Genomic DNA, 24,805 nt, shown 5'->3' with positions numbered 1-24,805 from the left:
CCTCTGGCAGGGGAGCCGGTCCTGCGGCCGGTCTAGCATCGAAACCTCGTGCCCGCGCCGTTCCTCCGCGCGGGTCGTAGCCCAAGGGAGAATCCATTGAAAGCCACACGCCTCGCTTCCGCCATCGTCGCCAGCGCCTTCGGCCTGGTCAGCCTCAACGCACTCGCCGATGTGCCGCCGCCGCAGGACGTGGCCTACCCGGGCACGCTGCAGATCAGCGTGGACGCCACCGACGTCGCCCACCGCATATTCCGCGTGCACGAAGTGGTGCCGGCCGCACCCGGCCCGCTGACCCTGCTGTACCCGCAGTGGCTGCCGGGCAACCATTCGCCCAGCGGCCCGATCGACAAGTTCGCCGGCCTGGTGGTGAAGGCGAACGGCAAGGTGATCCCGTGGACGCGCGACCCGCTCAACGTCTACGCCTTCCACGTCGAGGTGCCGCAGGGCGCCGGCAACGTCGAGGTCGACTTCCAGTACCTGTCGCCGCAGAACACCCGCCAGGGCCGCGTGGTGATGACGCCGGAAATGCTCAACCTGCAGTGGAACGCCAACACGCTGTACCCGGCCGGCTACTACACCCGCCAGATCAAGGCCGACGCCAGCGTGACCTTCCCCGCCGGCTGGCAGTTCGGCAGCGCGCTGGAAGTGGCCTCGCGCGACGGTGACACCGTGCACTTCAAGACCACCACCTTCAATACCCTGGTGGACTCGCCGATCTACGCCGGCAAGTACTTCAAGCGCATCGATCTCGACCCCGGCGCCAAGGCCCCGGTGCATATGGACATCGTGGCCGACGCGCCGAAGTACCTCGAGATCAAGCCCGAGCAGGTCAAGCCGTTCCGCGAGCTGGTGCAGCAGATGTACAAGCTGTACGGCGCGCACCACTACAAGCACTACGACTTCCTCGTCTCGCTCAGCGACAAGATGAGCGGCAACGGCCTGGAGCACCACCAGTCCAGCGAGGACGGCACCTCGGCCGATTTCTTCACCGAGTGGAAGAAGAACGCGCTGGGCCGCGACCTGTTCTCGCACGAGTTCAACCACTCCTGGGACGGCAAGTACCGCCGCCCGGCCGACCTGTGGACGCCGAACTTCAACGTGCCGATGCAGGACTCGCTGCTGTGGGTGTACGAGGGCCAGACCCAGTTCTGGGGCCAGGTGATGGCCTCGCGCTCCGGCCTGTGGAACGACGAACAGGCGCACGACATGTGGGCCTTCGTGGCCGCCACCTACGACAAGGGCCGCCCGGGCCTCGCCAGCTGGCGCAACGTGCAGGACACCACCAACGACCCGATCATCGCCCAGCGCGCGCCGCTGCCGTACCGCAACTACCAGAGCAGCGAGGACTACTACTCGGCCGGCCAGCTGATTTGGCTGGACGTGGACGGCAAGCTGCGTGAGCTCAGCCATGGCAAGAAGAGCATCGACGACTTCGCCAAGGCCTTCTTCGGCATGGACAACGGCAGCTTCGTCACCAACACCTACACCTTCGACGACGTGGTGAAGACGCTCAACGACATCGCCCCGTACGACTGGGCGAAGTACCTGCGCAACCTGCTGGACGGCCACGGCCCGCTGATCGGCGGCTTCGAGTCGCACGGCTGGAAGTTGGTCTACACCGACCAGCCCAGCGCTGCGGTGAAGGCCTTCGAGGCGCGCCGCCACTTCGCCGACCTCACCTACTCGCTCGGCGTGTCGGTGGGCAAGGGCGGCGCGATCGGCGACGTGCTGTGGGACGGTCCCGCGTTCAAGGCCGGCCTGTCGCCGGGCATGACCGTCGTCGCCGTCAACGGCCATGACTACGACCCCGACGCGCTGAAGGAAGCCGTGACCGCCGCCGCGAAGGACAAGAGCCAGCCGATTGAACTGCTGGTGAAGGACTTCGACGAGTACAAGACCATCCGCATCGACTACCACGACGGCCTGAAGTACCCGCACCTGGTGCGCGACACCGGCAAGCCCGACACGCTCACCACGCTGTTCAAGGCCCGCTGAGCGCGCGCTTTCCTCCCTCTCCCCGAAGGGGAGAGGGTTGGGGCGAGGGGTGGCCCTTGCGCCGGCCCCTCGTGCGAGCGGAGATCGCCCGCATGGGCGATCCCCGCCAACTCCGCTATACTGCGCCTCCGCCGTCGGCCGGACACACGTCCGCCGCCGTCGCGACCATCACCATGCGCCCGTAGCTCAGCCGGATAGAGTAGTGGCTTCCGAAGCCATTGGTCGGGGGTTCGAATCCCTCCGGGCGCGCCAGTTGCCGATCCGCGGCCGTCTGCGGCGGATTCATCGAAAAGCCCCGCGCCACGCGGGGCTTTTCATGTGCGCTTCCTGCCTGCATATCGGCCACGGTCGTTTTGCGCTGCGACATGGCAATTCGCACGAGCGCGAGTAGAGTTTCCACGGTCTGCTGCCGGACCGTGGAACCCGGCGCGAAAAATCGTTCTTGCCAAGCCGGCATTTTTTTGGTTAGGTTGATGTTAGCGCTAACACTTATGGGCACGGGATACGCATGAGCCTGGTCGTCGGACTGGATGTGGGCACGCAGAGCGTGAAGCTCGTGGCGTACGACGCCGCGACGCGCGAAGTCGTCGCCACGCAGGGCCATCCGCTGGAACTGATCGCGGGCGACGACGGCAGCCGCGAGCAGGAGGCGGCGTGGTGGCTCGACGCGATCCGCGCCTGCTTCGTGAAGCTGGAACCGGCGCTGCGCGCACGGGTCGCCGCGCTCGGCGTGTCGGGGCAGCAGCACGGCTTCGTGCCGCTGGACGCCGCCGGCCGCGTGCTGGCGCCGGCCAAGCTGTGGTGCGACACCAGCACACAGCGCGAGTGCGACGGGATCATGGCGGCCGCGGGCGGCGCGCGACGCTGCGTGGCGCTGGCGGGCAATCCCATCCTGGCCGGCTACACCGCCTCGAAGCTGCCGTGGACGCGCCGGCACCGGCCCGATGCCTACCGGCAACTGGCGAGCATCCTGCTGCCGCACGACTACGTGAACTTCTGGCTTACCGGCGAGCGCTGGATGGAATGCGGCGACGCCTCCGGCACCGGCTGGCTGGACGTGCGCGCACGGCGCTGGGCGGCGCCCCTGCTGGCCGCCACCGATGGCGAACGCGACCTGTCCGCCTGCCTGCCGCCGCTGGTCGAGGCGGATGCGAGCTTTCCGATCGCCCCGGCCGTCGCCGACGAACTCGGCCTGCCGCGCACGGTGCGCGTGGCGGCCGGCGGCGGCGACAACATGATGGCGGCGATCGGCACCGGCAACGTCGTCCCCGGCGTGCTGAGCATGAGCCTGGGCACCTCGGGCACGCTGTTCGCGCATGCCGACCGCCCGGTGGTGGATGAGGAAGGGCGCTGGGCCGCGTTCTGCTCCTCCACCGGCGGCTGGCTGCCGCTGATCTGCACCATGAACTGCACCGTGGCCACCGAGAACGTGGCGCGCGCGTTCGGCTTCGACAGCCGCGACGGCGACGCGGTGCTGGCCGGCACCGCGCCGGGCGCGGGCGGGCTGGTGCTGTTGCCGTTCTTCAACGGCGAGCGCACGCCCGACCTGCCGCACGCGCGCGCCAGCCTGCACGGCATGGACGCGGGCAACCTCGGTCGCGGCAACCTCTACCGCGCCGCGATGGAGGGTGCCACCTACGCGCTGCGTTACGGCTACGAACTGCTGCAGGCGGCCGGGATGCGCTTCGACGCCATCCGCCTCACCGGCGGCGGCAGCCACAGCGCCGCGTGGCGGCAGATGGTCGCCGACGTGTTCGAACTGCCGGTGGACGTGCCCACGCAGGCCGAGGGCGCCGCCTTCGGCGCCGCGCTGCAGGCGCTGTGGGCGCTCGACCATGCCGGCGGCGGCCAGGCCGGTATCGCCGCCCTCGCGGCCGAGCACGTGCGCCTCGCGCCCGAATTGTCCGCCCGGCCCGACGCGAACGCCGCCGCGGTCTACCGAAGTCACTACGGCCGTTTCCGGCAGCACCTGGAAGCGGCCGTGGCGAGCCACGCCCACCGGTCCGCCGCGGACGGCGACTGACGCGCTGCCGAGCCCCACACCCACCTCCGTATCTCCCGTATCGACAAGGAATCCCGACCCCATGAGCACGCCCTTCATCGGCAAGCGCGAATACTTCCCCGGCATCGGCCGCATCCCCTACGAGGGCCGCGAATCGGACAACCCGCTGGCGTTCAAGCACTACGACGCGAACAGGAAGATCGGCGACAAGACCATGGCCGAGCACCTGCGCTTCGCGGTCTGCTACTGGCACAGCTTCTGCAACGCCGGCCACGACCCGTTCGGGCCGGGCACCCGCGTCTATCCGTGGGACACCGCGGCGAGCACGCCGCTGGGCCGCGCCGAGGACAAGCTCGACGCCGCGTTCGAGTTCTTCACCAAGCTCGGCGCGCCGTACTACTGCTTCCACGACATCGACATGGCGCCGGACGCCGACGACGTCGCCGAGTACGAGCAGAACCTCAAGCACATGGTGGCGCTGGCGAAAGAGCGCCAGCAGGCGACGGGCGTGAAGCTGCTGTGGGGTACCGCCAACCTGTTCAGCCACCCGCGCTACATGAACGGCGCGGCGACCAACCCGGACTTCGCGGTGGTGGCGCGCGCGGCGGCGCAGGTCAAGGCCGCGCTGGAGGCCACCGTCGAGCTGGGCGGCGGCAACTACGTGTTCTGGGGCGGCCGTGAAGGCTACGCCACGCTGCACAACACCGACACCCGGCGCGAGCTGGAGCACTTCGCGCGCTTCCTCGCCGCCGCGCGCGACTACGGCCGCAGCATCGGCTTCAAGGGCAACTTCCTGATCGAGCCCAAGCCGATGGAGCCGATGAAGCACCAGTACGACTTCGACTCCTCGACCGTGGTCGGCTTCCTGAAGGAGCACGGCCTGGACCGGGACTTCAAGCTCAACATCGAGGCCAATCACGCCACGCTCTCCGGCCACACCTTCGAGCACGACCTGCAGATGGCCTCCAACCACGGCCTCTTGGGCAGCATCGACGCCAACCGCGGCAACGCGCAGAACGGCTGGGACACCGACCAGTTCCCCAGCGACCTGTACGACACCGTGGGCGCGATGCTGGTGGTGCTGCGCCAGGGCGGGCTGGCGCCGGGCGGGCTGAACTTCGACGCCAAGGTGCGCCGCGAATCCACCGACCGCGACGACCTGTTCCTCGCCCACATCGGCGGCATGGACAGCTTCGCGCGCGGCCTGGAAGTGGCGCACGCGCTGCTGACGCAGTCGCCCTGGGAGCGCTGGCGCGCCGAGCGCTACGCCAGCTTCGACCAGGGCCCCGGGCACGACTTCGCGCAGGGCAAGCTGGGCCTGGCCGCGCTGCGCGACCTGGCTGCCGCGAACGGCGAGCCGGCCCAGGTGAGCGGCAAGCAGGAGCGCTACGAGAACCTGGTCAACCAGTACCTGATGCGTTGATGGGTACCGTTCGTGCTGAGCGTGGCCTGCGCAAGCAAGCGGAGTCGAAGCATCCCTCAATGCCCTTCGACTCCGGCCCTGCGGGCCTACGCTCAGAGCCTGCCCCGGACTTGATCCGGGGGCGAACGGTGACTGGGGCCCGGCGCACACCGGGGAATCACAGGCCGGCGTGAGCCGGGCAAGGGGAGGGGAACCGGCTCATGGCAGCAGATATCTATGACACGCAGGGCGCCGTGCTCGAAGGCAGCGCACCCGCACAACGGACGGAAAACACCCGGCTGATCGTGCAGATCAGTTGCGTCGCCACCCTGGGCGGCTTCCTGTTCGGCTTCGACAGCGGCGTCATCAACGGCACCATCGACGGGTTGAAGACGGCCTTCCGCTCCGGCGCCACCGCGACCGGTTTCGAGGTCGCCTCGATGCTGCTCGGCTGCGCGATCGGCGCGTTCTTCGCCGGTCGCGTGGCCGACCGCTGGGGACGGCGCTCGGTGCTGATCGTGGCCGCGGTGCTGTTCCTGCTGTCGGCGCTGGGTGCCGGCGCGGCGCAGGCGGCCTGGTGGTTCGTCGCCGCCCGGGTCGTCGGCGGCTTCGCCGTTGGCGCCGCCAGCATCATCGCGCCCGCGTACATCGCCGAGGTGGCGCCGGCGCGCTACCGCGGACGGCTGGCCACGGTGCAGCAGATCGCGATCATCGGCGGGCTGTTCTGCGCCTTCCTCAGCAACTACCTGCTGGCCCGCGCCGCGGGGGCCTCCACCGCCGTGCTGTGGCTGCAACAGGAGGCATGGCGCTGGATGTTCTGGGTGCAGGCGCTGCCGTCGTCGCTGTTCCTGGTCTCGCTGCTGTTCATCCCGGAAAGCCCGCGCTTCCTGGCGCTGCGGCGGCGCGACGGGGAGGCCGTGGCGGTGCTGGGCCGGCTGTACGGCGAGGGCGTGGCGCGCGCCAAGCTGGACGAGATCGACGCCTCGCTGGCGGGCGACCGCCACCGCCCGCGGCTGTCGGACCTGATCGACCGCGCGCGCGGCCGCGTGCGCCCGATCGTGTGGGTGGGCGTGGGGCTGGCCGCGTTCCAGCAGCTGGTCGGCATCAACGTGGTCTTCTACTACGGCGCGGTGCTGTGGCAGGCGGTGGGTTTTTCCGAGAGCGACGCGCTCTTGATCAACGTGCTGTCCGGCGCGCTGAGCATCGGCGCCTGCCTGGTCGCCATCGCGCTGATCGACCGGATCGGCCGCAAGCCGCTGCTGTGGATCGGCTCGATCGGCATGACGGTCACCCTGGCGCTGGTCGCCGCGGCCTTCGCCGGCGCCGGGCTCGATGCCGGCGGCCACCTGGTGCTGTCGCACGCCGCGGGCCTGCTGGCGCTGGTCGCCGCCAACGCCTACGTGGTGTTCTTCAACATGTCGTGGGGGCCGGCGATGTGGGTGATGCTGGGCGAGATGTTCCCCAACCAGATCCGCGGCTCGGCGCTGGCGGTGGCGGGCGCGGTGCAGTGGATGGCGAACTTCGCCATCACCGTGAGCTTCCCGCTGCTGCTCGCCGGCATCGGCCTGGCCGGCGCCTACGGCCTGTACGCCGCCGCCGCCGCGCTGTCGGTGTGGTTCGTGTTCCGCTGCGTGCGCGAGACGCGCGGCAAGGAACTGGAGCAGATGGAGGGCTAGGCGTGGGCGGCGGAACCTTGCCAGCGGTGCCGACGGCTGCCCCTATGCCGGTGGGGCGCCGTGCTCTCGCTCGTCATCCCGGCGCAGGCCGGAGGCGCTTTATCAACAGACGAAGGTCTGGTCATCCAGTGGCGACCACGCTCGCTCAAGCCCTACGGCTACTGGATGACTCGCTGCGCTCGCCCCTGCGGGGCCGTCCTGCGGACGTTCTGCGCGCTGCGCGCTTGTCCGGCCTGCGCCGGAATGACGAGCCGGATAGGTGGTCGCCACCGGAAATCGAGTCGTTGTCTCGGTCTCCGGCGGGAGAGCCGGTTGCAAAGCCGGGTGACTCAGCCGCGCGCCTTGCCGCCGGGCGGCGCCACCGAGTCGCGCAGCACGAGCTGGTGCGCCGCCACGTGGTCGACCACCACGCGGGTGTCGCTGGGCTTGCGGCGGATCGTGCGCAGCAGGATGTCGATCGCCGAGTCGGCCATGCTGGCGATCGGCTGGCGCACGGTGGTCAGCTCGGGCCATACGGTGGTGGCGGCCGAGGTGTCGTCGAAGCCCACGATGGACAGGTCCTGCGGCACGCGCAGTCCGTGCCGGTGCGCCACCGAGACCGCCGCCGCGGCCATGTCGTCGTTGCTGGCGAAGATGGCGGTGGGCGGCTTGCGCAGCGACAGCAGCTTCTCCACCGCGTCCAGGCCGGAGCGGTAGGTGAAGTAGCCCTGCTGTACCAGGCTCGCGTCCGCGGCGATGCCGGCTTCCTTCAGCGCGGCCTGGTAGCCCTCGAAGCGGCGCGTGCTGGCCGCCTGGTTGGGGTGGCCCTTGATGCATGCGATGCGCGTGTGGCCCGCCTTGACAAGGTGCTCGACGATCTCCTTGCTGGCCAGGAAGTCGTCGATGCGCACGCTGGAGATGTCGTGGCTGAAGTGGCCGGAGGCGATCGCCACCATCGGCACGCTGGCACGGGTCAGCTCCTCGATCACCACCTTGGACTCGCACAGCGGCGGCGGCAGGATCACCCCGCCCACGCTCTTGGCCAGCTCGCGCGCGGCCTTGCGTTCGGCCGTGGCGTCGAAGCCCTCCCAGTCGGCGATGACCAGTTGCGCCGCAGTGCGCGCCGCGCCGTGCAGCGCGCCCAGCAGCAGCTCGCGCAGGTAGGCGGCGCTGGGGTTGGTGTAGATCAGCGCGATGCGCGCGTCCTGCGCGGCGGCGAGCGAGCTGGCGGCGCGGTTCGGCACGTAGCCCAGCTCCTGCACCGCGCGCATCACCCTCTCGCGGGTCGCGTCGCGCACCTTGCTGTGGCCGTTGACGACGCGCGACACCGTCATCGGCGAGACCTTGGCGCGGGCGGCCACCTCGTCGATGGTGACGGCCATGCCCTTGCGGCGGACCGATTTCCTGGCTGCCTTCTTCAATGCCGTTTCCCTCCAGTGGGCGCGCGGCGGGGGAGGCCGCGGCACGGTGGCCACATGACTCGGTATCCATCCTGAAAGCGGATCGGACATGCATGCATCTTGGCACATGGTAGCGATAACAGAATCCGTGCGTGACAAGAGCCGCAGCGGCACGACGGCCCCGCGCACGGCCGGCGCGCGCCGGTCCGCGTGGGCGCGCCCGTTCTTCGCCGGCCTGTGGCTGCTGGTGGCGTGCCTGTGCGCGGGGCATGCGCGCGCCGAGGACGGCTACGACCTGTGGCTGCGCTATCGCCCGCTCCCGGCCGCGCAGGCCGATGCCTACCGTGGCCGCGCCACCCAGCTGGTCGCCGGCACGTCGACGGCCACCCAGGCGGCCATCCGCAGCGAACTGCTGCGCGGCCTGGGCGGCCTGCTCGGCCGGGCGCCGGCGCTATCCGACCGGGTGACGCACGACGGCGCGGTCGTCGTCGGCACGCCTGCCTCGTCACCGCTGGTCGCGGGGCTGCACCTGGACCTGCGCGGACTCGGGCGCGAGGGCTACCTGGTCCGCAGCGCGGTGGTGGATGGCCACGCGGCCACCGTGATCGCCGGCAACACCGACGTCGGCGTGCTGTACGGCGCGTTCCGCTTCCTGCGCCTGCTGCAGACCGCGCAGCCGCTGGACCGGCTCGACCTGCGCGACCGGCCGCGGGTGAAGCTGCGCGTGCTGGACCACTGGGACAACCTCGACGGCAGCGTCGAGCGCGGCTACGCGGGCGCCTCGATCTGGGACTGGTGGACGCTGCCGGACGAGCTGAAGCCGCGCTACACCGACTACGCGCGCGCCAACGCCTCGATCGGCATCAACGGCGCCGTGCTCAACAATGTCAACGCCGATCCGCTGGTGCTCGGCCATGCCTACCTGGAGAAGGCGGCGGCGCTGGCCGGCGTGTTCCGGCCGTACGGCATCCGCGTCTACCTCAGCGTGCGCTTCAGCGCGCCGATCGAGCTGGGCGGGCTGAAGACCGCCGACCCGCTCGACCCGCAGGTGCGCCGCTGGTGGCGCGAAAAGGCCGACGAGATCTACAAGCGGATCCCCGACTTCGGCGGCTTCCTGGTCAAGGCCAATTCGGAAGGCCAGCCCGGCCCGCAGGACTACCACCGCAGCCATGCCGACGGCGCCAACATGCTGGCTGCCGCGCTGGCGCCGCACGGCGGCGTGGTGATGTGGCGCGCCTTCGTCTACGCGAACAAGCCCGGCGAGGACCGCACCAAGCAGGCCTGGGACGAGTTCAAGCCGCTGGACGGCCAGTTCGCCGCCAACGTGCTGCTGCAGGTGAAGAACGGCCCGCTGGATTTCCAGCCGCGCGAGCCGTTCAACCCGCTGTTCGGCGCGATGCCGAAGACCCGGCTGATGATGGAGTTCCAGGTCACCAAGGAGTACCTGGGCTTCGCCACCCACCTGGTCTACCTCGGGACGCTGTACCGGGAGGCGCTGTCGGCCGACACCATGGCGCGCGGCCCGGGTTCCACCGTGGCGAAGGTGGTCGACGGTACGCTGGACGGCCACGCCCTCACCGGCATCGCGGGCGTGGCCAACATCGGCGCCGACCGCGACTGGTGCGGCTCGGTGTTCAACCAGGCCAACTGGTATGCGTTCGGGCGGCTCGCCTGGGATCCCACGCTGTCCGCGCGCGCCATCGCCGAGGCATGGACGCGCATGACCTTCGGCAACGACGCGGCGGTGGTGCGGCCGGTGGTCGACATGATGATGGGCTCGCGCGAGGCGGCGGTGGACTACATGACGCCGCTGGGCCTGGCCCACCTGATGGGCCACGGCCACCACTACGGCCCGGAGCCATGGGACGCCAGCGGCCCGCGCGCCGACTGGACGCCGGTGTACTTCCACCGCGCCGACCACGACGGCATCGGCTTCGACCGCACCGCCACCGGCAGCGACGCGGTGGCCCAGTACGCGCCGCCGGTCGCGCGCGAATTCGCCGACCTCGGGCGGATCCCTGACAGGTACCTGCTGTGGTTCCACCACGTGCCGTGGACGTACCGCATGCGCTCCGGCCGCACGCTGTGGGACGCGCTGGTGCGCCACTACACGCAGGGCGTCGACGACGTGAGGCGGATGCGCGAAACCTGGGCCGGCCTGAAAGGCCATGTCGACGACGAACGCTATCGCCAGGTCGCCAGCTTCCTCGCCATCCAGCAGCGCGAGGCGCAGTGGTGGCGCGACGCCTGCCTCGCCTATTTCCAGAGCCTCAACGGCTTGCCGCTGCCGGCCGGCTACGCGCCGCCGGCGCATCCGCTGAAGTACTACCAGTCCCTTTCCTTCAAGTACGTGCCGGGGTATTCCGCATGGTGACCGACGCAAGGCCGACGCCGTTCCATTACCGCACGCTCGCCGGCGTCGCGGCACTGCTGTGCCTGGGCACGGGCGCGGCATGCGCCGCGGATGCCACGCTGCTCAATCCGCTGTTCCAGGACCACGCCGTGCTGCAGCGCGACCGCGCCGACCCCGTCTGGGGCCGGGCGAAGCCCGGCGCGGCGCTGACGATCCGCTTCGCCGGCCACACCGTGCACGGCCGCGCCGACGCCGACGGACGCTGGCAGGCCACGCTGCCCGCGTTGCCCGCGGGCGGGCCGTACACGCTCACCGTGAGCAGCGCGGACGGCGCCACGCAGACCATCGGCGACGTGCTGGTCGGCGACGTGTGGCTGTGCTCGGGCCAGTCCAACATGGCGCTGCAGGTGCGGCGCACGCTGGACCTGGATTCCGAGACCCGGAACGCGTCGAACGACCGCCTGCGCATGCTCACCGTGGACGACACCGCCAGCGCCACCCCGCAGGCGGCGATCCCGCGCACGGACCACTGGCTGCCGACCACGCCGGCCAACGTGCCGGGTTTCTCCGCCACCTGCTACTACTACGCGCGCGAGCTGCAGAAGACCGTGCCGGTGCCGATGGGCATGGTGGTGGCCGCCTGGGGCGGCTCGCGCATCGAGCCGTGGATGAGCGCGCAGGCGCTGCGCAAGGTCGGCGGCTACGACCAGGGGCTGGACCTGCTCGCGCTCTACGCGAAGAACCGCCCGCGCGCCGAGCAGCAATGGGATCGCCAATGGAAGGCCTGGTGGCTGTCGCGGCCCGGCGCCACCGCGGCGAACGCGCCGTGGAACGCGTCGAGCCTGGGCGAGCCCGGCTGGCGGCGCGCGCCGCTGCAGCATGGCGCCTGGCAGCACTGGGGCGTGCCGTCGCTGGACAAGTTCACCGGCATGCTGTGGTACCGCACCACGGTGACGCTGGACAAGGCGCAGGCCGCGCAGGGCGCCGTGCTGGACCTGCTGGCCAACGAGATCGACCAGACCTGGGTCAACGGGCACTGGGTCGGCACCGCCTACGGCAGCGTGCAGCGCCACTACGCCGTGCCGGCCGGGGTGCTGCACGAAGGCGTGAACCTGATCGCGCTGAACGTGCTCGGCACCTATCGCGACGACGGCCTGCAGGGCCCCGCGTCCAGCCGTGCGCTGAAGCTGGCGGACGGCACCTCGATCCCGCTGCGGGGCTGGCAGTACAAGGTGGTGCCCGCGGCCTACGGTGCGCCGCCGGGCCTGCCGTGGCAGTCCACGTCCGGCCTCACCACGCTCTACAACGGCATGATCGCGCCGCTCGGCCACTACGGCTTCCGCGGCGCGCTGTGGTACCAGGGCGCGTCGAACACCGGCGACCCGGACAACTACCGCGCGCTGCTGGAAGGGCTGCGCGACGACTTCCGCGCGCGCTTCGGCACGGACCTGCCGTTCCTGATCGTGCAGCTTTCCAGCTACGGCCCCTCGCCCACGCAGCCCGGCGAGAGCGGCTGGGCCGACGTGCGCGAGAGCCAGCGCCGGGTCGCGGCGGAAGACCCGCGCTCGGGCCTGGCCGTCGCGGTGGACATCGGCGAGCGCTACGACATCCACCCCGCCAACAAGCAGGAACTCGGCCGCCGGCTGGCGCGGGTGGCGCGCCACGTGATCTACGGCGACACGGCCTTGCCGCCGTCGGGGCCGGTGCCGCTGTCGGCGCGGCGCGCCGGCGACGCGGTCACGCTGCGCTTCGGCGACGTCACCGGCAAGCTGGTCGCCTACAGCACCGACCATCCGGCTGGCTTCGAGCTGTGCGGGGCGCGGCCCGGCACCTGCCGGTACGCCGTCGCCGACATGCACGGCGACCAGGTCACCCTGCACGTGCCGGCGACGGCGGACGCGGTGGCGCGGGTGCGCTACTGCTGGGCCGACAGCCCGATCTGCACGCTCTACGACCAGGCGGGCCTGCCCGCGGGGCCGTTCGAGATCCCCGTCACTTCCGCGAGCACGCACTGACATGGACACCGCTTCCGCCACCCCCGCCCACGGCTCGGCGCGCGACCGCGAGATCGTCGCCGCGCGCGTCATCGTCAGCAGCCCGGGACGCAACTTCGTCACCCTGAAGATCGAGACCCGCAGCGGCGTCAGCGGCCTCGGCGACGCCACCCTCAACGGCCGCGAGCTGGCGGTGGCGTCGTACCTGCAGGACCACGTGGTGCCCAACCTGATCGGCCGCGACGCCGGCCGCATCGAGGATCTCTGGCAGTTCCTCTATCGCGGCGCCTACTGGCGGCGCGGCCCGGTGACGATGACCGCGATCGCCGCGGTGGACGTGGCGCTGTGGGACATCCTCGGCAAGCTGGCCGGCCTGCCGCTCTACCAGCTTTTGGGCGGCCGCTCGCGCGGGGGGGCGTTGGTCTACGCGCACGCCAACGGCCGCGACATCGAGGAAGCGAGCGACGAGGTGGGCAAGTTCGTCGAGCAGGGCTTCCTCGCCGTGCGCGCGCAGTGCGGCGTGCCGGGCGTGAAGAAGGCCTACGGCATCTCGGTCAAGGGCAAGCCCTACGAGCCGGCCGAGAGCGAGCTTCCGCTGGAGACGACCTGGTCCACGCCGCGCTACCTGGAGATCGTGCCGAAGCTGTTCGAGCGCCTGCGCGCCGACCACGGCGACGGCGTCGAGCTGCTGCACGACGCGCACCACCGGCTCACCCCGATCGAGGCGGCGCGGCTGGCGCGCAGCCTGGAGCCGTACCGGCTGTTCTGGCTGGAGGACGCCACCCCGGCGGAGAACCAGGCCTCGTTCGAACTGATCCGCCGCCACTCGCTCACGCCGCTGGCGGTGGGCGAGGTGTTCAACTCGATCTGGGACTGCAAGCAGCTGATCGAGCAGCAGCTGATCGACTACATCCGCACCACCCTCGTGCACGGCGGCGGCATCACCGCGATGCGCCGGCTGGCCGACTTCGCCGCGCTGTACCAGGTGCGCACCGGCTTCCACGGCGCCACCGACCTGTCGCCGGTGACGATGGGCGCGGCGCTGCACTTCGACACCTGGGTGCCCAACTTCGGCATCCAGGAATACATGTTCCATTCCGACGAGGCCAACGCGGTGTTCCCGCACGACTACGCGTTCCGTGACGGCCGCCTGCACGTGGGCGACACGCCGGGACACGGCGTGACGATCGACGAGAAGCTGGCCGCGAAGTATCCGTATGCGCCGAAACAGCTGCCCGTCGCGCGGCTGGAAGACGGCGCGATGTGGAACTGGTGAGGAGGCCGGGAAGGGCATGAGCCGTTCGCTGCCGTCCGCCGCCGCGCTGGCCCGGGCCTGCCTGGGCCTGGCCGGCCTGCTCGCGCTGCCGGCGGCACGGGCGGGGGAAGCGGTGCGCTACCACTGGTTCGAATACCGCGGCCACGACGCCGCGTTCGCGCAGCCGCTGCCGCCGGGGCACTACCGCAACCCCGTGCTGGCCGGCTTCTATCCGGACCCGAGCGTGACGCGCGCGGGCGACCGCTACTATCTGGTCAATTCCAGCTTCGCCTACTTCCCCGGCCTGCCGGTGTCGGAGAGCCGCGACCTGGTGCACTGGAAGCAGATCGGCAACGTCATCGACCGCCCGGCGCAGATGGACTTCGATGGGCAGCGCATCAGCCGCAGCCTGTTCGCCGCCTCGATCGCCTTCCACGACGGCAGCTTCTACGTGGTCGGCACCGAGGTCGACGGCGGTGGCAATTTCCTCGCCACCGCGAAGGATCCCGCCGGGCCGTGGTCCGACCCGACCTGGCTGCGCGGCGTGGACGGCATCGACCCGTCGCTGTTCTTCGACGACGACGGCAAGGTCTACCTGCTCAACAACGGCCCGCCGCAAGGGCCGCCGCTGTACGAGGGCCTCCGCGCGATCTGGATGCAGCGATTCGACCTGGCCCGGCGCCAGCCGGTCGGGCCGCGCAAGGTGATCTTGAACGGCGGCGTGGACCTGTCGAAGCATCCGATCTGGATCGAGGGGCCGCACCTGTACAAGCGCGACGGCTGGTATTACCTGTCCTGCGCCGAGGGCGGCACCGCGCTCAACCACTCGCAGGTGGTGCTGCGCAGCCGCTCGCCGTGGGGGCCGTACCAGCCGTACGCGCACGACCCGATCCTGACCCAGCGCGACCTGCCCGCCGATCGCGCCGACCCGGTGATCAACGCCGGCCACGCCGACCTGGTCGAGGGGCCGGACGGCCAATGGTGGGCGCTGTTCCTGGCCAGCCGCGCCTACGGCGGCACGCACTTCAACACCGGCCGCGAGACCTGGCTGTTGCCGGTGCGCTGGAAGAACGGCTGGCCGGTGATCCTCGACCACGGCCACACGGTCCCGCGCATCGCGCCGTCGCCGTCCTTCGCGTGGAACGGGGCGAGCCAGGCGCCGATGAGCGGCAACTTCACCTGGCGCGACGATTTCGACAAACCCACGCTCGACCGCGCCTGGCTCTACCTGCGCGCACCGAAGCAGCCGTGGGCCGACCTGCGCGCGCGGCCCGGCATGCTCACCCTCCACCCGCTGCCGGAAGGACTGGACGCGCTGCACAACCCGTCCTTCCTCGCGCGCCGCCAGCAGCACCTCGCCTTCGACGCCAGCACCGCGCTCGAGGTGCCGGCGAAGCCCGGCACCGCCGCCGGCCTGGCCGCGTTCCAGAACGAGACGCACTGGTACTTCCTCGGCGTGCACCGCGTCGGCGCGCGCGTCGAGCTGTTCCTGCGCAAGGATGCCGGCGGCCAGCCGACGACCGTCGCCCACGCGTGGATCGAGCCCGGCCGGATCAAACCCGGCGCCACGCTGAAACTGAAGATCGCCGGCGACGGCGGCGCCTACGCGTTCGCCTGGGACGCCGACGGCACAGGCTGGCGCTGGCTGCGCCGCGGCGACGACGCCACCATCCTCAGCACCGACGTCGCCGGCGGCTTCGTCGGCACCATGCTGGGACCGTATGCCCGGACCGAAGCGGTCCGTTGAAAGGGAGACCGAACGCATGCAGATCCGATCCCTCGCCGCCGTGCTGCTGCTCGCCGCGCAGGCCATCCCGGTGAGCGCCGCCGCGGACCACGCCGCGCCGGCCTGGCGCGACACCTCGCTGAGCTTCGAGCAACGCGCCGCCGACCTGGTGGCGCACATGACGCTGCAGGAAAAGGTCGCGCAGATGCAGAACAGCGCGCCCGCGATCCCGCGCCTGGGCGTGCCGGCCTACGACTGGTGGAGCGAGGGGCTGCACGGCGTGGCGCGCGCCGGCGAGGCCACCGTGTTCCCGCAGGCGATCGGCCTCGCGGCCACCTTCGACCCCGCGCTGCTGCACGAAGAAGCCACCGCGATCAGCGACGAGGCGCGCGCCAAGTACAACGACTTCCAGCGCCGCGGCATGCGCGGCCGCTACGAAGGCCTGACCTTCTGGTCGCCCAATATCAACATCTTCCGCGACCCGCGCTGGGGCCGCGGGCAGGAGACCTACGGCGAGGATCCCTACCTCACCGCGCGCCTGGGCGTGGCCTTCGTGCGCGGCATGCAGGGCGACGACAACACCGTGGATTCGCTCGCGAATCCGCGCCATCCGGGCAGGTACCGCAAGCTCGACGCCACCGCCAAGCACTTCGCCGTGCACAGCGGGCCGGAATCCGAGCGCCACCGCTTCGACGTGCATCCAAGCGAGCGCGACCTGCACGAGACCTACCTGCCGGCGTTCCAGGCACTGGTGCAGCAGGGTGGGGTCGACGCGGTGATGGGTGCCTACAATCGCGTGGACGGCGTGCCGGCCACCGCCAGCCAGCGCCTGCTGCAGGACATCCTGCGCAAGGACTGGGGCTTCAAGGGCTACGTGGTCTCCGACTGCGATGCGGTGGCCGACATCTACCAGTTCCACAAGGTCGTGCCCACCGCCGAGCAGGCCGCGGCAATGGCGGTGAACCACGGCGACGACCTCAACTGCGGCACCACCTACGCCGCGCTGGTCCAGGCCGTGCACGACGGCCTGGTCAGCGAGCGCACCATCGACACCGCGGTCACGCGGCTGATGCTGGCCCGCTTCCGGCTCGGCATGTTCGACCCGCCCGCACGCGTGCCGTGGTCGTCGCTGCCGCTCTCGACCATCCGCTCACCGCAGCACGACGCGCTGGCGCGCCGCGCCGCGCAGGAATCGATGGTGCTGCTGAAGAACGACGGCCTGCTGCCGCTGTCGCGCAAGGTGCGGCGCATCGCGGTGATCGGCCCCACCGCCGACAGCGTGCAGGCGCTGGTGGGCAACTACCACGGCACGCCGCGGGCGCCGGTGACCCTCCTGCAGGGCATCCGCGAGGCGGTACCGCACGCGCAGGTCAGCTACGTGCGGGGTGCGGAGCTGGTGCAGGGCTTCGACGGCCCGGACGTGGGCCGCGTGATCGATGGCGCCTACCTCCGTCCGGCGCCGGGTTCGCGCGAACACGGCCTCAAGGGCGAGTACTTCCGCAGCGCCGACTTCACCGCGCCGCCGGTGCTGACCCGCATCGACCCGCGGGTCGGCTTCCACTTCATCCACGCCAGCCCCACCGACGCGCTGGTCGCCGACGGCAAGCTGCCCGACGCGCAGGCGCTGGACGTCCACCAGTTCGCCGCGCGCTGGAGCGGCGAACTGGTGCCGCCGGTGTCGGGACGCTACGAGCTGGGCGCCGCCGCCGACAGCGGCTTCCGCCTCTACCTCGACGGTCGCCTGCTGCTGGACCGCTGGGACGCGAAATCGACGCGGCGCGGGCAGGGCGCCTTCGTCGAGCTGAAGGCCGGCAAGGCCCATGCGATCCGCCTCGACTACGTGCGCGACGCGCACAACGCCAGCGTGCGGCTGGCCTGGCGCATGCCCGGCGCGAAGCCGCCGTTCGAGGCGGCGCTGGACGCGGCGCGGCAGGCCGACGTGGTGATCTTCGCCGGCGGCCTCACCAGCGACCTGGAAGGCGAGGAGATGCCGGTCGACTACCCGGGCTTCGCCGGCGGCGACCGCACCACGCTGGCGCTGCCGGCCACCCAGCAGAAACTGCTGAAGGCGCTGCAGGCCACCGGCAAGCCGGTAGTGCTGGTGCTGACCACCGGTTCGGCGCTGGCGATCGACTGGGCGCAGCAACACCTGCCGGCGATCCTGCTGGCCTGGTACCCGGGCCAGCGCGGCGGCAACGCGGTGGCCGACGCGCTGTTCGGCGACGCGAACCCCGCCGGAAGGCTGCCGGTCACCTTCTACAAGAGCGTGCAGCAACTGCCGCCGTTCGACGACTACGCCATGCAGGGCCGTACCTACCGCTACTTCAAGGGCGAGCCGCTGTATCCGTTCGGCTACGGCCTGTCGTACACCCGTTTCGCCTATTCCGACCTGCGGCTCGACCGCGACACGCTGGGCCCGGACGGGCACCTGAAAGTCACCGTGAAGGTGAAGAACACCGGCCAGCGCGCGGGCGACGAGGTGGTGCAGCTCTACCTGCGCGCGCTGCAGGCACCGCATGCGCGCGCGATCAAGTCACTGCGCGGCTTCCGGCGCATCGCCCTGAAACCCGGCGAGGAACGCAGCGTCAGCTTCGACGTCACGCCGCGCACCGACCTGCGCTACTACGATGTGGCGCGAAGCGCCTACGCCGTCGATCCCGGCCGCTACCAGGTACAGGTGGGCGCCTCCAGCGCCGACATCTGCCTCACCCGCGACTTCACCGTGCAGCGCTGAAAGACCATGCCCGGCTTGCACAGACACCGCAACGTGGGCCCCTCTCCCACGCGTGGGAGAGGGTGGCGGCAGCCGGGAGAGGGTACGAGCGGAGCAAAGCATGGCGGTATTGCCGAACCCTCACCCCAACCCCTCTCCCGAGGGGAGAGGGGCTTTCACGCCGATGAGTGACGAGAAACCATGAAGTCGCACGAACCGCCGCCTCCCACCGACCGGCCCCGCATCGTCTGCTTCGGCGAACTGCTGATGCGGCTGTCGCCGCCGGGGCGCGAGCTGCCGCTGCAATCGCCCCGCTTCGACGTCCACTTCGGCGGCGCGGAGGCGAACGTGGCCGCCTCGCTCGCCATCCTCGGCCATGCCAGCGCGATGGTCAGCGCCTTGCCCGACCATGCGATCGGCCACGCCTGCGCCGGCGAGCTGCGCCGCCACGGCGTGGACACCGGCGGCGTGCGCCACACGGAAGGCCGCATGGGGCTGTACTTCCTCGCGCCCGGCGCGATGCATCGTCCCGCCGAGGTGATCTACGACCGCGCCGACTCGGTATTCGCGCGCACGCCGACCGAGGCCTGGGACTGGCCACGCCTGCTCGCCGGGGCGCAATGGCTGCACCTGTCCGGGATCAACCTCGCGCTGGGCGAGGCCACGGCGCAGGCCGCGCTGGCCGCGGTGCGGGCCGCGCGCGCGGGAGGCGTGCGGGTGTCGTTCGATTGCAACTACCGCGGCAAGCTGTGGGGCGAGCGCGCCGCGCAGGCGCCCGCGCTGCTGCGCGAGGTCGTGGCCGAGGCGGAGCTGGTCTTCGGCGGCGAACGCGACGTCGCGCTGATCCTCGGCCGGGACTTCGCGGCCACGGACGACGGCTTCCACCGCGCCGCCGAAGCCGCCTTCGCGGCGTGGCCGCGCCTGCAGCGCCTGGCCACCACCGCGCGCCGCCACCGCAGCGCCGACGAGCAGGACCTGCTCGGCCGCCTGGCGCAGCGCGACCGCACGCTCGCCACGGCGCCGCGCGGGCTGATCGGCATCGTCGACCGCATCGGCAGCGGCGACGCGTTTGCCGCAGGCCTGCTGCACGGCCTGTTGCGGGACATGGACGACCAGGCCGCGCTGGATTTCGCGCTGGCGGCGGCCTGCCTCAAGCACTCGGTGCCCGGCGACGTGAACCTGCTGCGCGAGGCCGACATGCGGGCCTTCCTCGCCGACGGCGGTTTCGAGGTGCGGCGCTGATGGCAGCCGCGTCTTCCCGCGAGCGGCGCCTGTCGCTGGCCGCGCTGCCCGCGCTGCCGGCCACCGTGGCGCGCCCGGACTACGCGCCGGGCGAGGTGCGCATCGGCATCGTGCACTTCGGCCCCGGCGCGTTCCACCGGGCGCACCAGGCGGCCTACATCGACGCGCTGCTGGCCGACCACCCGGACTGGGGGATCTGCGCCGTCTCGCTGCACAGCGCCGAGGTGCGCGACGCGCTGCGTCCGCAGGACGGGCTCTACACGCTGGCCCTGCTCGGCGCGTCGAACCGCCTGCGCGTGATCGGCTCGATCCGCGAATGGCTGTGCGCCCCGAGGGAGCCCGACGCCGTGCTGGCGCGGCTGGCCGATCCCGCGGTGCGGCTGGTCACGCTGACGGTCACCGAGAAAGGCTACGCGCTGGTGGGCGATGGCCTCGACCTCGCCCACCCGGAGATCGCGCACGACCTCGCCGCGCCGGAGGCGCCGCGCAGCGTGGTCGGCTACCTCGTCGCCGGGCTACGCGCGCGCTGGCGGTGCGGCATCGCGCCGTACACGGCGCTGAGCTGCGACAACCTCGCCGGCAACGGCCAGCGCCTGCGCCGCGCCGTGCTGCAGTACGCGCAGCGGATCGATGCCGCGCTGGCCGCGTGGATCGCCGACGCGGTGGCTTTCCCGTGCTCGATGGTGGACAGCATCACGCCCGCCACCGACGACGCGCTGCGCGCGCGCGTCGGAGACGCGTTGGGCGTTGCGGATGCGTGGCCGGTGCAGCGCGAGCCCTACATGCAGTGGGTGGTCGAGGACCGCTTCTGCAACGCGCGCCCGCCGTTCGAGCGCGTGGGCGTGACGCTGAGCCGCGACATCGCCGGCTACGACCGCGCCAAGCTGCGCCTGCTCAACGGCGCGCATTCCACGCTGGCCTACCTCGGCTCGCTGCTGGAGCTGGAGACGGTGGCCGACGCGATGGCCGAGCCGGTGCTGGCGGCCTTCGCCGAGCGGCTGATGCGCGAATCCATCGCGCCGGCGACCGCCCTGCCCGAGGGGCTGGACGCGGGGAGCTATATCGGCGCGATCCTCGAACGCTTCCGCAACCCGGCGATCCGCCACAGGCTGGCGCAGATCGCCTGGGACGGCTCGCAGAAACTGCCGGTGCGCCTGCTCGGCACGATCGCCGACACTCTCGCCGCCGGCCGCCCGGTCGAGCGCCTGTGCCTGCCGGTGGCCGGCTGGCTCGTCTTCGCGCGCCGGCAGGCCGCGCGCGGCGAACCGCTGGTCGATCCCCTGGCCGACGCGCTGGCCGCGGCCGGTCGCGCCTGCAACGGCGACGCCGCGCACGACGTCGCCGGCTTCCTCGCGCGCGACCCGGTATTCGCCGGCCTGCGCGACGACGTGCGTTTCACCCGCGCGCTCGAGCGCGCCTACGCCAGGCTCGGCGACGGCTCGCCGGCTGCCGTGGGCAGGGCGCTGTCATAGCCGAAGCGGCTTGCCCCGTGCGGCTGTTGCCGGACGCAGCTCACCACGTTCCTTTCATTGCAGAAAAGCCGGAGGGATTCCATGCGCCACCTCATGACCGCGGGCCTGTGCATGCTGGCCATTGCCTTTGCCGCCACGGCGGGAGCGAAGAGCACTGGCCAGCCGATCCGCCTCGTCGTCGACATCGGCAAGCCCGGCGCGACGATCGACCGCCATATCTTCGGCCAGTTCGCCGAACAGCTCGGCCACGGCATCTACGGCGGCATCTGGGTGGGCAAGGACTCGCCCATTCCCAACACGCGCGGCATCCGCAACGACGTCGTGGCGGCGCTGAAGGCGCTCAAGGTGCCGGACGTGCGCTGGCCGGGCGGCTGCTATGCCGACAGCTACCACTGGCGCGACGGCGTGGGCCCGCATCGCACCACGCGCGTCAACACGGCCTGGGGCGGCGTGGTCGATTCCAACGCCTTCGGCACCGACGAGTACATGGACTTCATCAGGCAGATCGGCGCCGAGGCTTACGTGTCGCTCAACGTCGGCTCCGGCACGGTGGGCGAGGCGCAGGACTGGATGGAATACATGACCGCCGACCAGCCGACCACGCTGGCCAAGATGCGTGCCGCCAACGGCCACCCGGCGCCCTACCGCGTCGCCATGATGGGCATCGGCAACGAAAGCTGGGACTGCGGCGGCCTGATGACGCCGGACGAATACACGGCCGAACTGCGCCGCTACGCCCGCTTCGTCGGCAGCTACGACCCGAAGCAACCATCGCTGAAGATCGCCGTCGGCCCCGGCACGGACGACACGGCCTGGACCGAGGCGGTGATGAAGACGTGGAAGGAGCACCACGGCTGGTCGTTCGACATCCAGGGCCTGTCGCTGCATTCCTACACGGTCTACGGCGGCTGGCCGCCGCACATGCCCGCCACCGGGTTCGACGAAACGGCCTATGCGCACGTGCTCGGCGAAACGCTGAAGATGGGCCCGCTGATCGACAAGCAGTCTGCCGTGATGGACAAATACGACCCGGACAGGAAGATCGCGCTGGTGGTCGACGAATGGGGCGCGTGGCTGGCCCCGACGCCGGGCACCAATCCCGCTTTCCTGATGCAGCTGAATAGCCAGCGCGACGCCATCCTGGCCGCCCTCAACCTCAATATCTTCGCCCGCCGCGCCGACCGGGTGCGCATGGCCAACATCGCCCAGATGATCAACGTGCTGCAGGCGATGATCCTCACCGACGGGCCGAAGATGGTGCTGACGCCGACCTATCACGTCTTCCGGATGTATGTGCCGTTCCAGGACGCCACCTTCCTGCCGGTCAGCTACGACGCGGGTTCGTACGTGCACGGCGGCACCACCCTGCCGCGCCTCGACGCGATCGCCGCCAGGGGAAAGGACGGCCAGGTCTGGCTGGCGCTGACCAACCTCGATCCGGAGCGGTCGCTGCAGGTCGATGCCGCGGTGCCCGGCGTCAAGGCGAGCTCGGCGGACGGCCAGACCCTCGCCGCGCCGAAGGTCGACAGCGTCAACACGTTCGACCACCCCCGCACGGTGGTGCCCAGGCCGATCAGCGGCCGGCTGAAAAGCGGCGCCATCATGCTGACCCTGCCGCCCGCTTCGGTCACGGTCGTGGTGCTGCGGCCCTGAGCGTATGCCCAACGTGGGCGTGGAGACGGCGCCCTCCCCTGCGTGCAGGGGCGGGTCGGGGAGGGGTGCTTCCGGGTTTGTAGATCAAAGCACCCCCTCCCAACCTCCCCCTACAAGCAGGGGGAGGAGCTTGAATCCAGCGACTGGATGTCTCCGGACCCAGGAGGCACTGGATGACCAGCCCTCCGGCCTTCGCCGGCATGACGGGAGGCGCTGGAGGACGAGTCGGTGCCGGTGCCTCGCCGGCCTGGGAGCCGCGCCGCCGAAGCGCGCGCCGAACCCCGGGCCTACAGCCGGTAGGCCCGCTTGGGCAGCCGGTAGGCCAGGTCGACAGCGACTTCGGCAGCCTCGTCCTCGTCCAGCCGGTGCTCGGCCACCAGCCTGGCCAGCACCGCGCAGTCGATGCGCCGGGCCACGTCGTGGCGGGCGGGGATCGAGAGGAAGGCGCGGGTATCGTCGTTGAAGCCCACGGTGTTGTAGAAGCCGGCCGTGCTCAGCGTCTGCTCGCGGAAGCGCCACATGCCCTCGGGTGCGTCGTGGAACCACCAGGCCGGGCCGAGCAGCAGGCCGGGGTAGTGGCCGGCCATCGGGCCGAGCTCGCGCGAGTAGGTGCTTTCGTCGAGGGTGAACAGGATCAGCCGGAAGCCAGGCGCGTTGCCGAAGCGGTCGAGCAGGGGCTTGAGCGAGCGCACGTACTCGGTGGCCAGCGGCAGGTCGGCGCCGACGTTGCGGCCGTATGTCTCGAACAGCGCCGGGTTGTGGTTGCGGCAGCAGCCCGGGTGCAGCTGCATGACCAGGCCGTCGTCCAGGCTCATTGCGGCCATCTCGGTGAGCACCTGGCCGCGGAACAGCTCGGCGTCCCTGGCGTCGAAGTCGCCACGCACGATCTTCGCGAACAGCGCCCGCGCCTGCGCGGCGGAGAGATCGGCGGCGAGCGCCGTCTCGTGGCCGTGGTCGGTCGAGGTGGCGCCCATGCGGATGAAGAAATCGCGGCGCTTGCGGTGCGCGCGCAGGTAGCCGTCCCAGTCCAGCACGTCCTCGCCGGTGAGCTCGCCGAAGCGCCGCAGCGCGCCGGCGAAGGCCTCGTGCTCCGGGTCGACCACTTCGTCCGGGCGGTAGGCGGTCAGCACGCGGCCACCCCAGCCGCTGTCGCGGATCGTCTGGTGGTGCGCCAGCGCGTCCAGCGGGCCTTCGGTGGTGGCGATCACCTCGATGTTGAAGCGCTCGAACAAGGCGCGCGGGCGGAACGCGTCGGTCTGCAGCGCCTCGGTGATGGTGTCGTAGTAGTGGTCGGAAGTGCCCTCGTCCAGCCGCACGCGCAGGCCGAACACCTCGTGGAACACGTGGTTGAGCCACAGCGCGGACGGCGTGCCGCGGAACAGGTGGAAGTGGCGCGCGAACACGCGCCAGGCCTCGCGCGGATCGACCCGCGCGCGCGAGCCGTCGCGGCGCGGGATGCCCAGCGCGTCCAGCGGCACGCCCTGGCTGTAGAGCATGCGGAACACGTAATGGTCCGGCACCAGCAGCAGCTCGGTGGCGCTGGAGAAGGGCGCGTCGGTGGCCCACCACGACGGGTCGGTGTGACCGTGCGGACTGACGATGGGCAGCGTGCCGGCCTGCGCGTACAGGCGCGCGGCGATGGCGCGCTGGGTCGGATCGGCGGCGAACAGGCGGTGCTCGTCCAGGTGCAGGGGCTTGGCGTCGTTCATGCGCATGCTTCGGGAAGGAGGAGTCACTTTATCGCCGTGCGCTTTCCGGCGCGCCGAGGTCGACCTCGGCGCGCTGGAACACTACGCCGGGTGGCCGACGCGCAGGCTGTGGCCCGGCGTGCGCAATCGGTCGTCGCGTGGACCGGCGTGCAGGCCAGCAGCGCCAGTCCGGCAAGGACGGCATGCCATCGGAACCCATGAGCTACCCGTTCTCGCCCACGCTGCCGGGTGAAC

Annotated in this window: 14 protein-coding genes and 1 tRNA gene; 13 read left to right on the top strand and 2 right to left on the bottom strand. The window is 71.1% G+C overall.

The window, feature by feature from the left end; all coding sequences use genetic code 11:
• Window positions 1-96 precede the first annotated feature (96 nt).
• The 5 genes from QMK61_RS10305 to QMK61_RS10285 all read left to right on the top strand — a co-directional run bounded on the left by QMK61_RS10305 (window position 97) and on the right by QMK61_RS10285 (window position 7,075).
• On the top strand, window positions 97-1,995 hold the full coding sequence (locus tag QMK61_RS10305; protein WP_302072110.1) for a M61 family peptidase: 1,899 nt from the start codon (window positions 97-99) through the stop codon (window positions 1,993-1,995).
• A 175-nt stretch (window positions 1,996-2,170) separates the two neighbouring features.
• A tRNA-Arg gene (locus tag QMK61_RS10300) sits at window positions 2,171-2,247 on the top strand.
• A 256-nt stretch (window positions 2,248-2,503) separates the two neighbouring features.
• The gene (gene xylB, locus QMK61_RS10295) at window positions 2,504-4,018 is read left to right on the top strand and encodes a xylulokinase (protein ID WP_302072109.1); all 1,515 of its coding nucleotides are present in this window, start codon (window positions 2,504-2,506) and stop codon (window positions 4,016-4,018) included.
• A gap of 61 nt (window positions 4,019-4,079) precedes the next feature.
• The gene (gene xylA, locus QMK61_RS10290; RefSeq protein WP_302072108.1) at window positions 4,080-5,420 is read left to right on the top strand and encodes a xylose isomerase; all 1,341 of its coding nucleotides are present in this window, start codon (window positions 4,080-4,082) and stop codon (window positions 5,418-5,420) included.
• A 200-nt stretch (window positions 5,421-5,620) separates the two neighbouring features.
• Window positions 5,621-7,075, top strand: a complete 1,455-nt coding sequence (locus tag QMK61_RS10285; protein ID WP_302072107.1) for a sugar porter family MFS transporter — start codon at window positions 5,621-5,623, stop codon at window positions 7,073-7,075.
• A gap of 329 nt (window positions 7,076-7,404) precedes the next feature.
• Here QMK61_RS10285 and QMK61_RS10280 read toward each other — a convergent pair whose 3' ends face one another.
• Complete coding sequence (locus QMK61_RS10280; RefSeq protein ID WP_302072160.1) at window positions 7,405-8,436, bottom strand: LacI family DNA-binding transcriptional regulator; 1,032 nt, start codon at window positions 8,434-8,436, stop codon at window positions 7,405-7,407.
• Between the two features lie 253 nt (window positions 8,437-8,689).
• Here QMK61_RS10280 and QMK61_RS10275 point away from each other — a divergent pair, with 253 nt between their 5' ends.
• The 8 genes from QMK61_RS10275 (at window position 8,690) to QMK61_RS10240 (ending at window position 22,862) form a co-directional block, all read left to right on the top strand.
• On the top strand, window positions 8,690-10,828 hold the full coding sequence (locus QMK61_RS10275; protein WP_302072159.1) for an alpha-glucuronidase family glycosyl hydrolase: 2,139 nt from the start codon (window positions 8,690-8,692) through the stop codon (window positions 10,826-10,828).
• Window positions 10,822-12,822, top strand: a complete 2,001-nt coding sequence (locus tag QMK61_RS10270; protein ID WP_302072106.1) for a sialate O-acetylesterase — start codon at window positions 10,822-10,824, stop codon at window positions 12,820-12,822. The genes QMK61_RS10275 and QMK61_RS10270 overlap by 7 nt, the downstream gene beginning before the upstream one ends.
• Window position 12,823: 1 nt before the next feature.
• Window positions 12,824-14,077: a D-mannonate dehydratase ManD gene (gene manD, locus QMK61_RS10265; RefSeq protein WP_302072105.1), complete on the top strand. Its 1,254-nt coding sequence runs from the start codon at window positions 12,824-12,826 to the stop codon at window positions 14,075-14,077.
• Window positions 14,078-14,093: 16 nt separating this feature from the next.
• Window positions 14,094-15,803 carry a glycoside hydrolase family 43 protein gene (locus QMK61_RS10260; protein WP_302072104.1) on the top strand — a complete coding sequence of 570 codons (1,710 nt, stop codon included), beginning with the start codon at window positions 14,094-14,096 and terminating at the stop codon, window positions 15,801-15,803.
• A gap of 16 nt (window positions 15,804-15,819) precedes the next feature.
• Window positions 15,820-18,516 (top strand): glycoside hydrolase family 3 protein, encoded by a 2,697-nt coding sequence (locus QMK61_RS10255; RefSeq protein ID WP_302072103.1) that lies wholly within the window; start codon window positions 15,820-15,822, stop codon window positions 18,514-18,516.
• 180 nt (window positions 18,517-18,696) lie between these two features.
• On the top strand, window positions 18,697-19,737 hold the full coding sequence (locus tag QMK61_RS10250; RefSeq protein WP_302072102.1) for a sugar kinase: 1,041 nt from the start codon (window positions 18,697-18,699) through the stop codon (window positions 19,735-19,737).
• On the top strand, window positions 19,737-21,209 hold the full coding sequence (locus QMK61_RS10245) for a mannitol dehydrogenase family protein (RefSeq protein WP_302072101.1): 1,473 nt from the start codon (window positions 19,737-19,739) through the stop codon (window positions 21,207-21,209). Before QMK61_RS10250 ends, QMK61_RS10245 begins: the two co-directional genes overlap by 1 nt.
• Window positions 21,210-21,290: 81 nt before the next feature.
• Window positions 21,291-22,862 carry an alpha-L-arabinofuranosidase C-terminal domain-containing protein gene (locus QMK61_RS10240; protein WP_302072100.1) on the top strand — a complete coding sequence of 524 codons (1,572 nt, stop codon included), beginning with the start codon at window positions 21,291-21,293 and terminating at the stop codon, window positions 22,860-22,862.
• A 287-nt stretch (window positions 22,863-23,149) separates the two neighbouring features.
• Here QMK61_RS10240 and uxaC read toward each other — a convergent pair whose 3' ends face one another.
• Window positions 23,150-24,571, bottom strand: coding sequence for a glucuronate isomerase (gene uxaC / locus QMK61_RS10235; protein WP_302072099.1), 1,422 nt, complete (start codon window positions 24,569-24,571; stop codon window positions 23,150-23,152).
• Window positions 24,572-24,805: the final 234 nt, after the last annotated feature.

The organism is Fulvimonas sp. R45 (assembly GCF_030504985.1).
Lineage (GTDB): Bacteria > Pseudomonadota > Gammaproteobacteria > Xanthomonadales > Rhodanobacteraceae > Rhodanobacter_A.
Note: the sequence above shows the minus strand (reverse complement) of the source record. Positions and strands in the feature narration are given on the sequence as shown.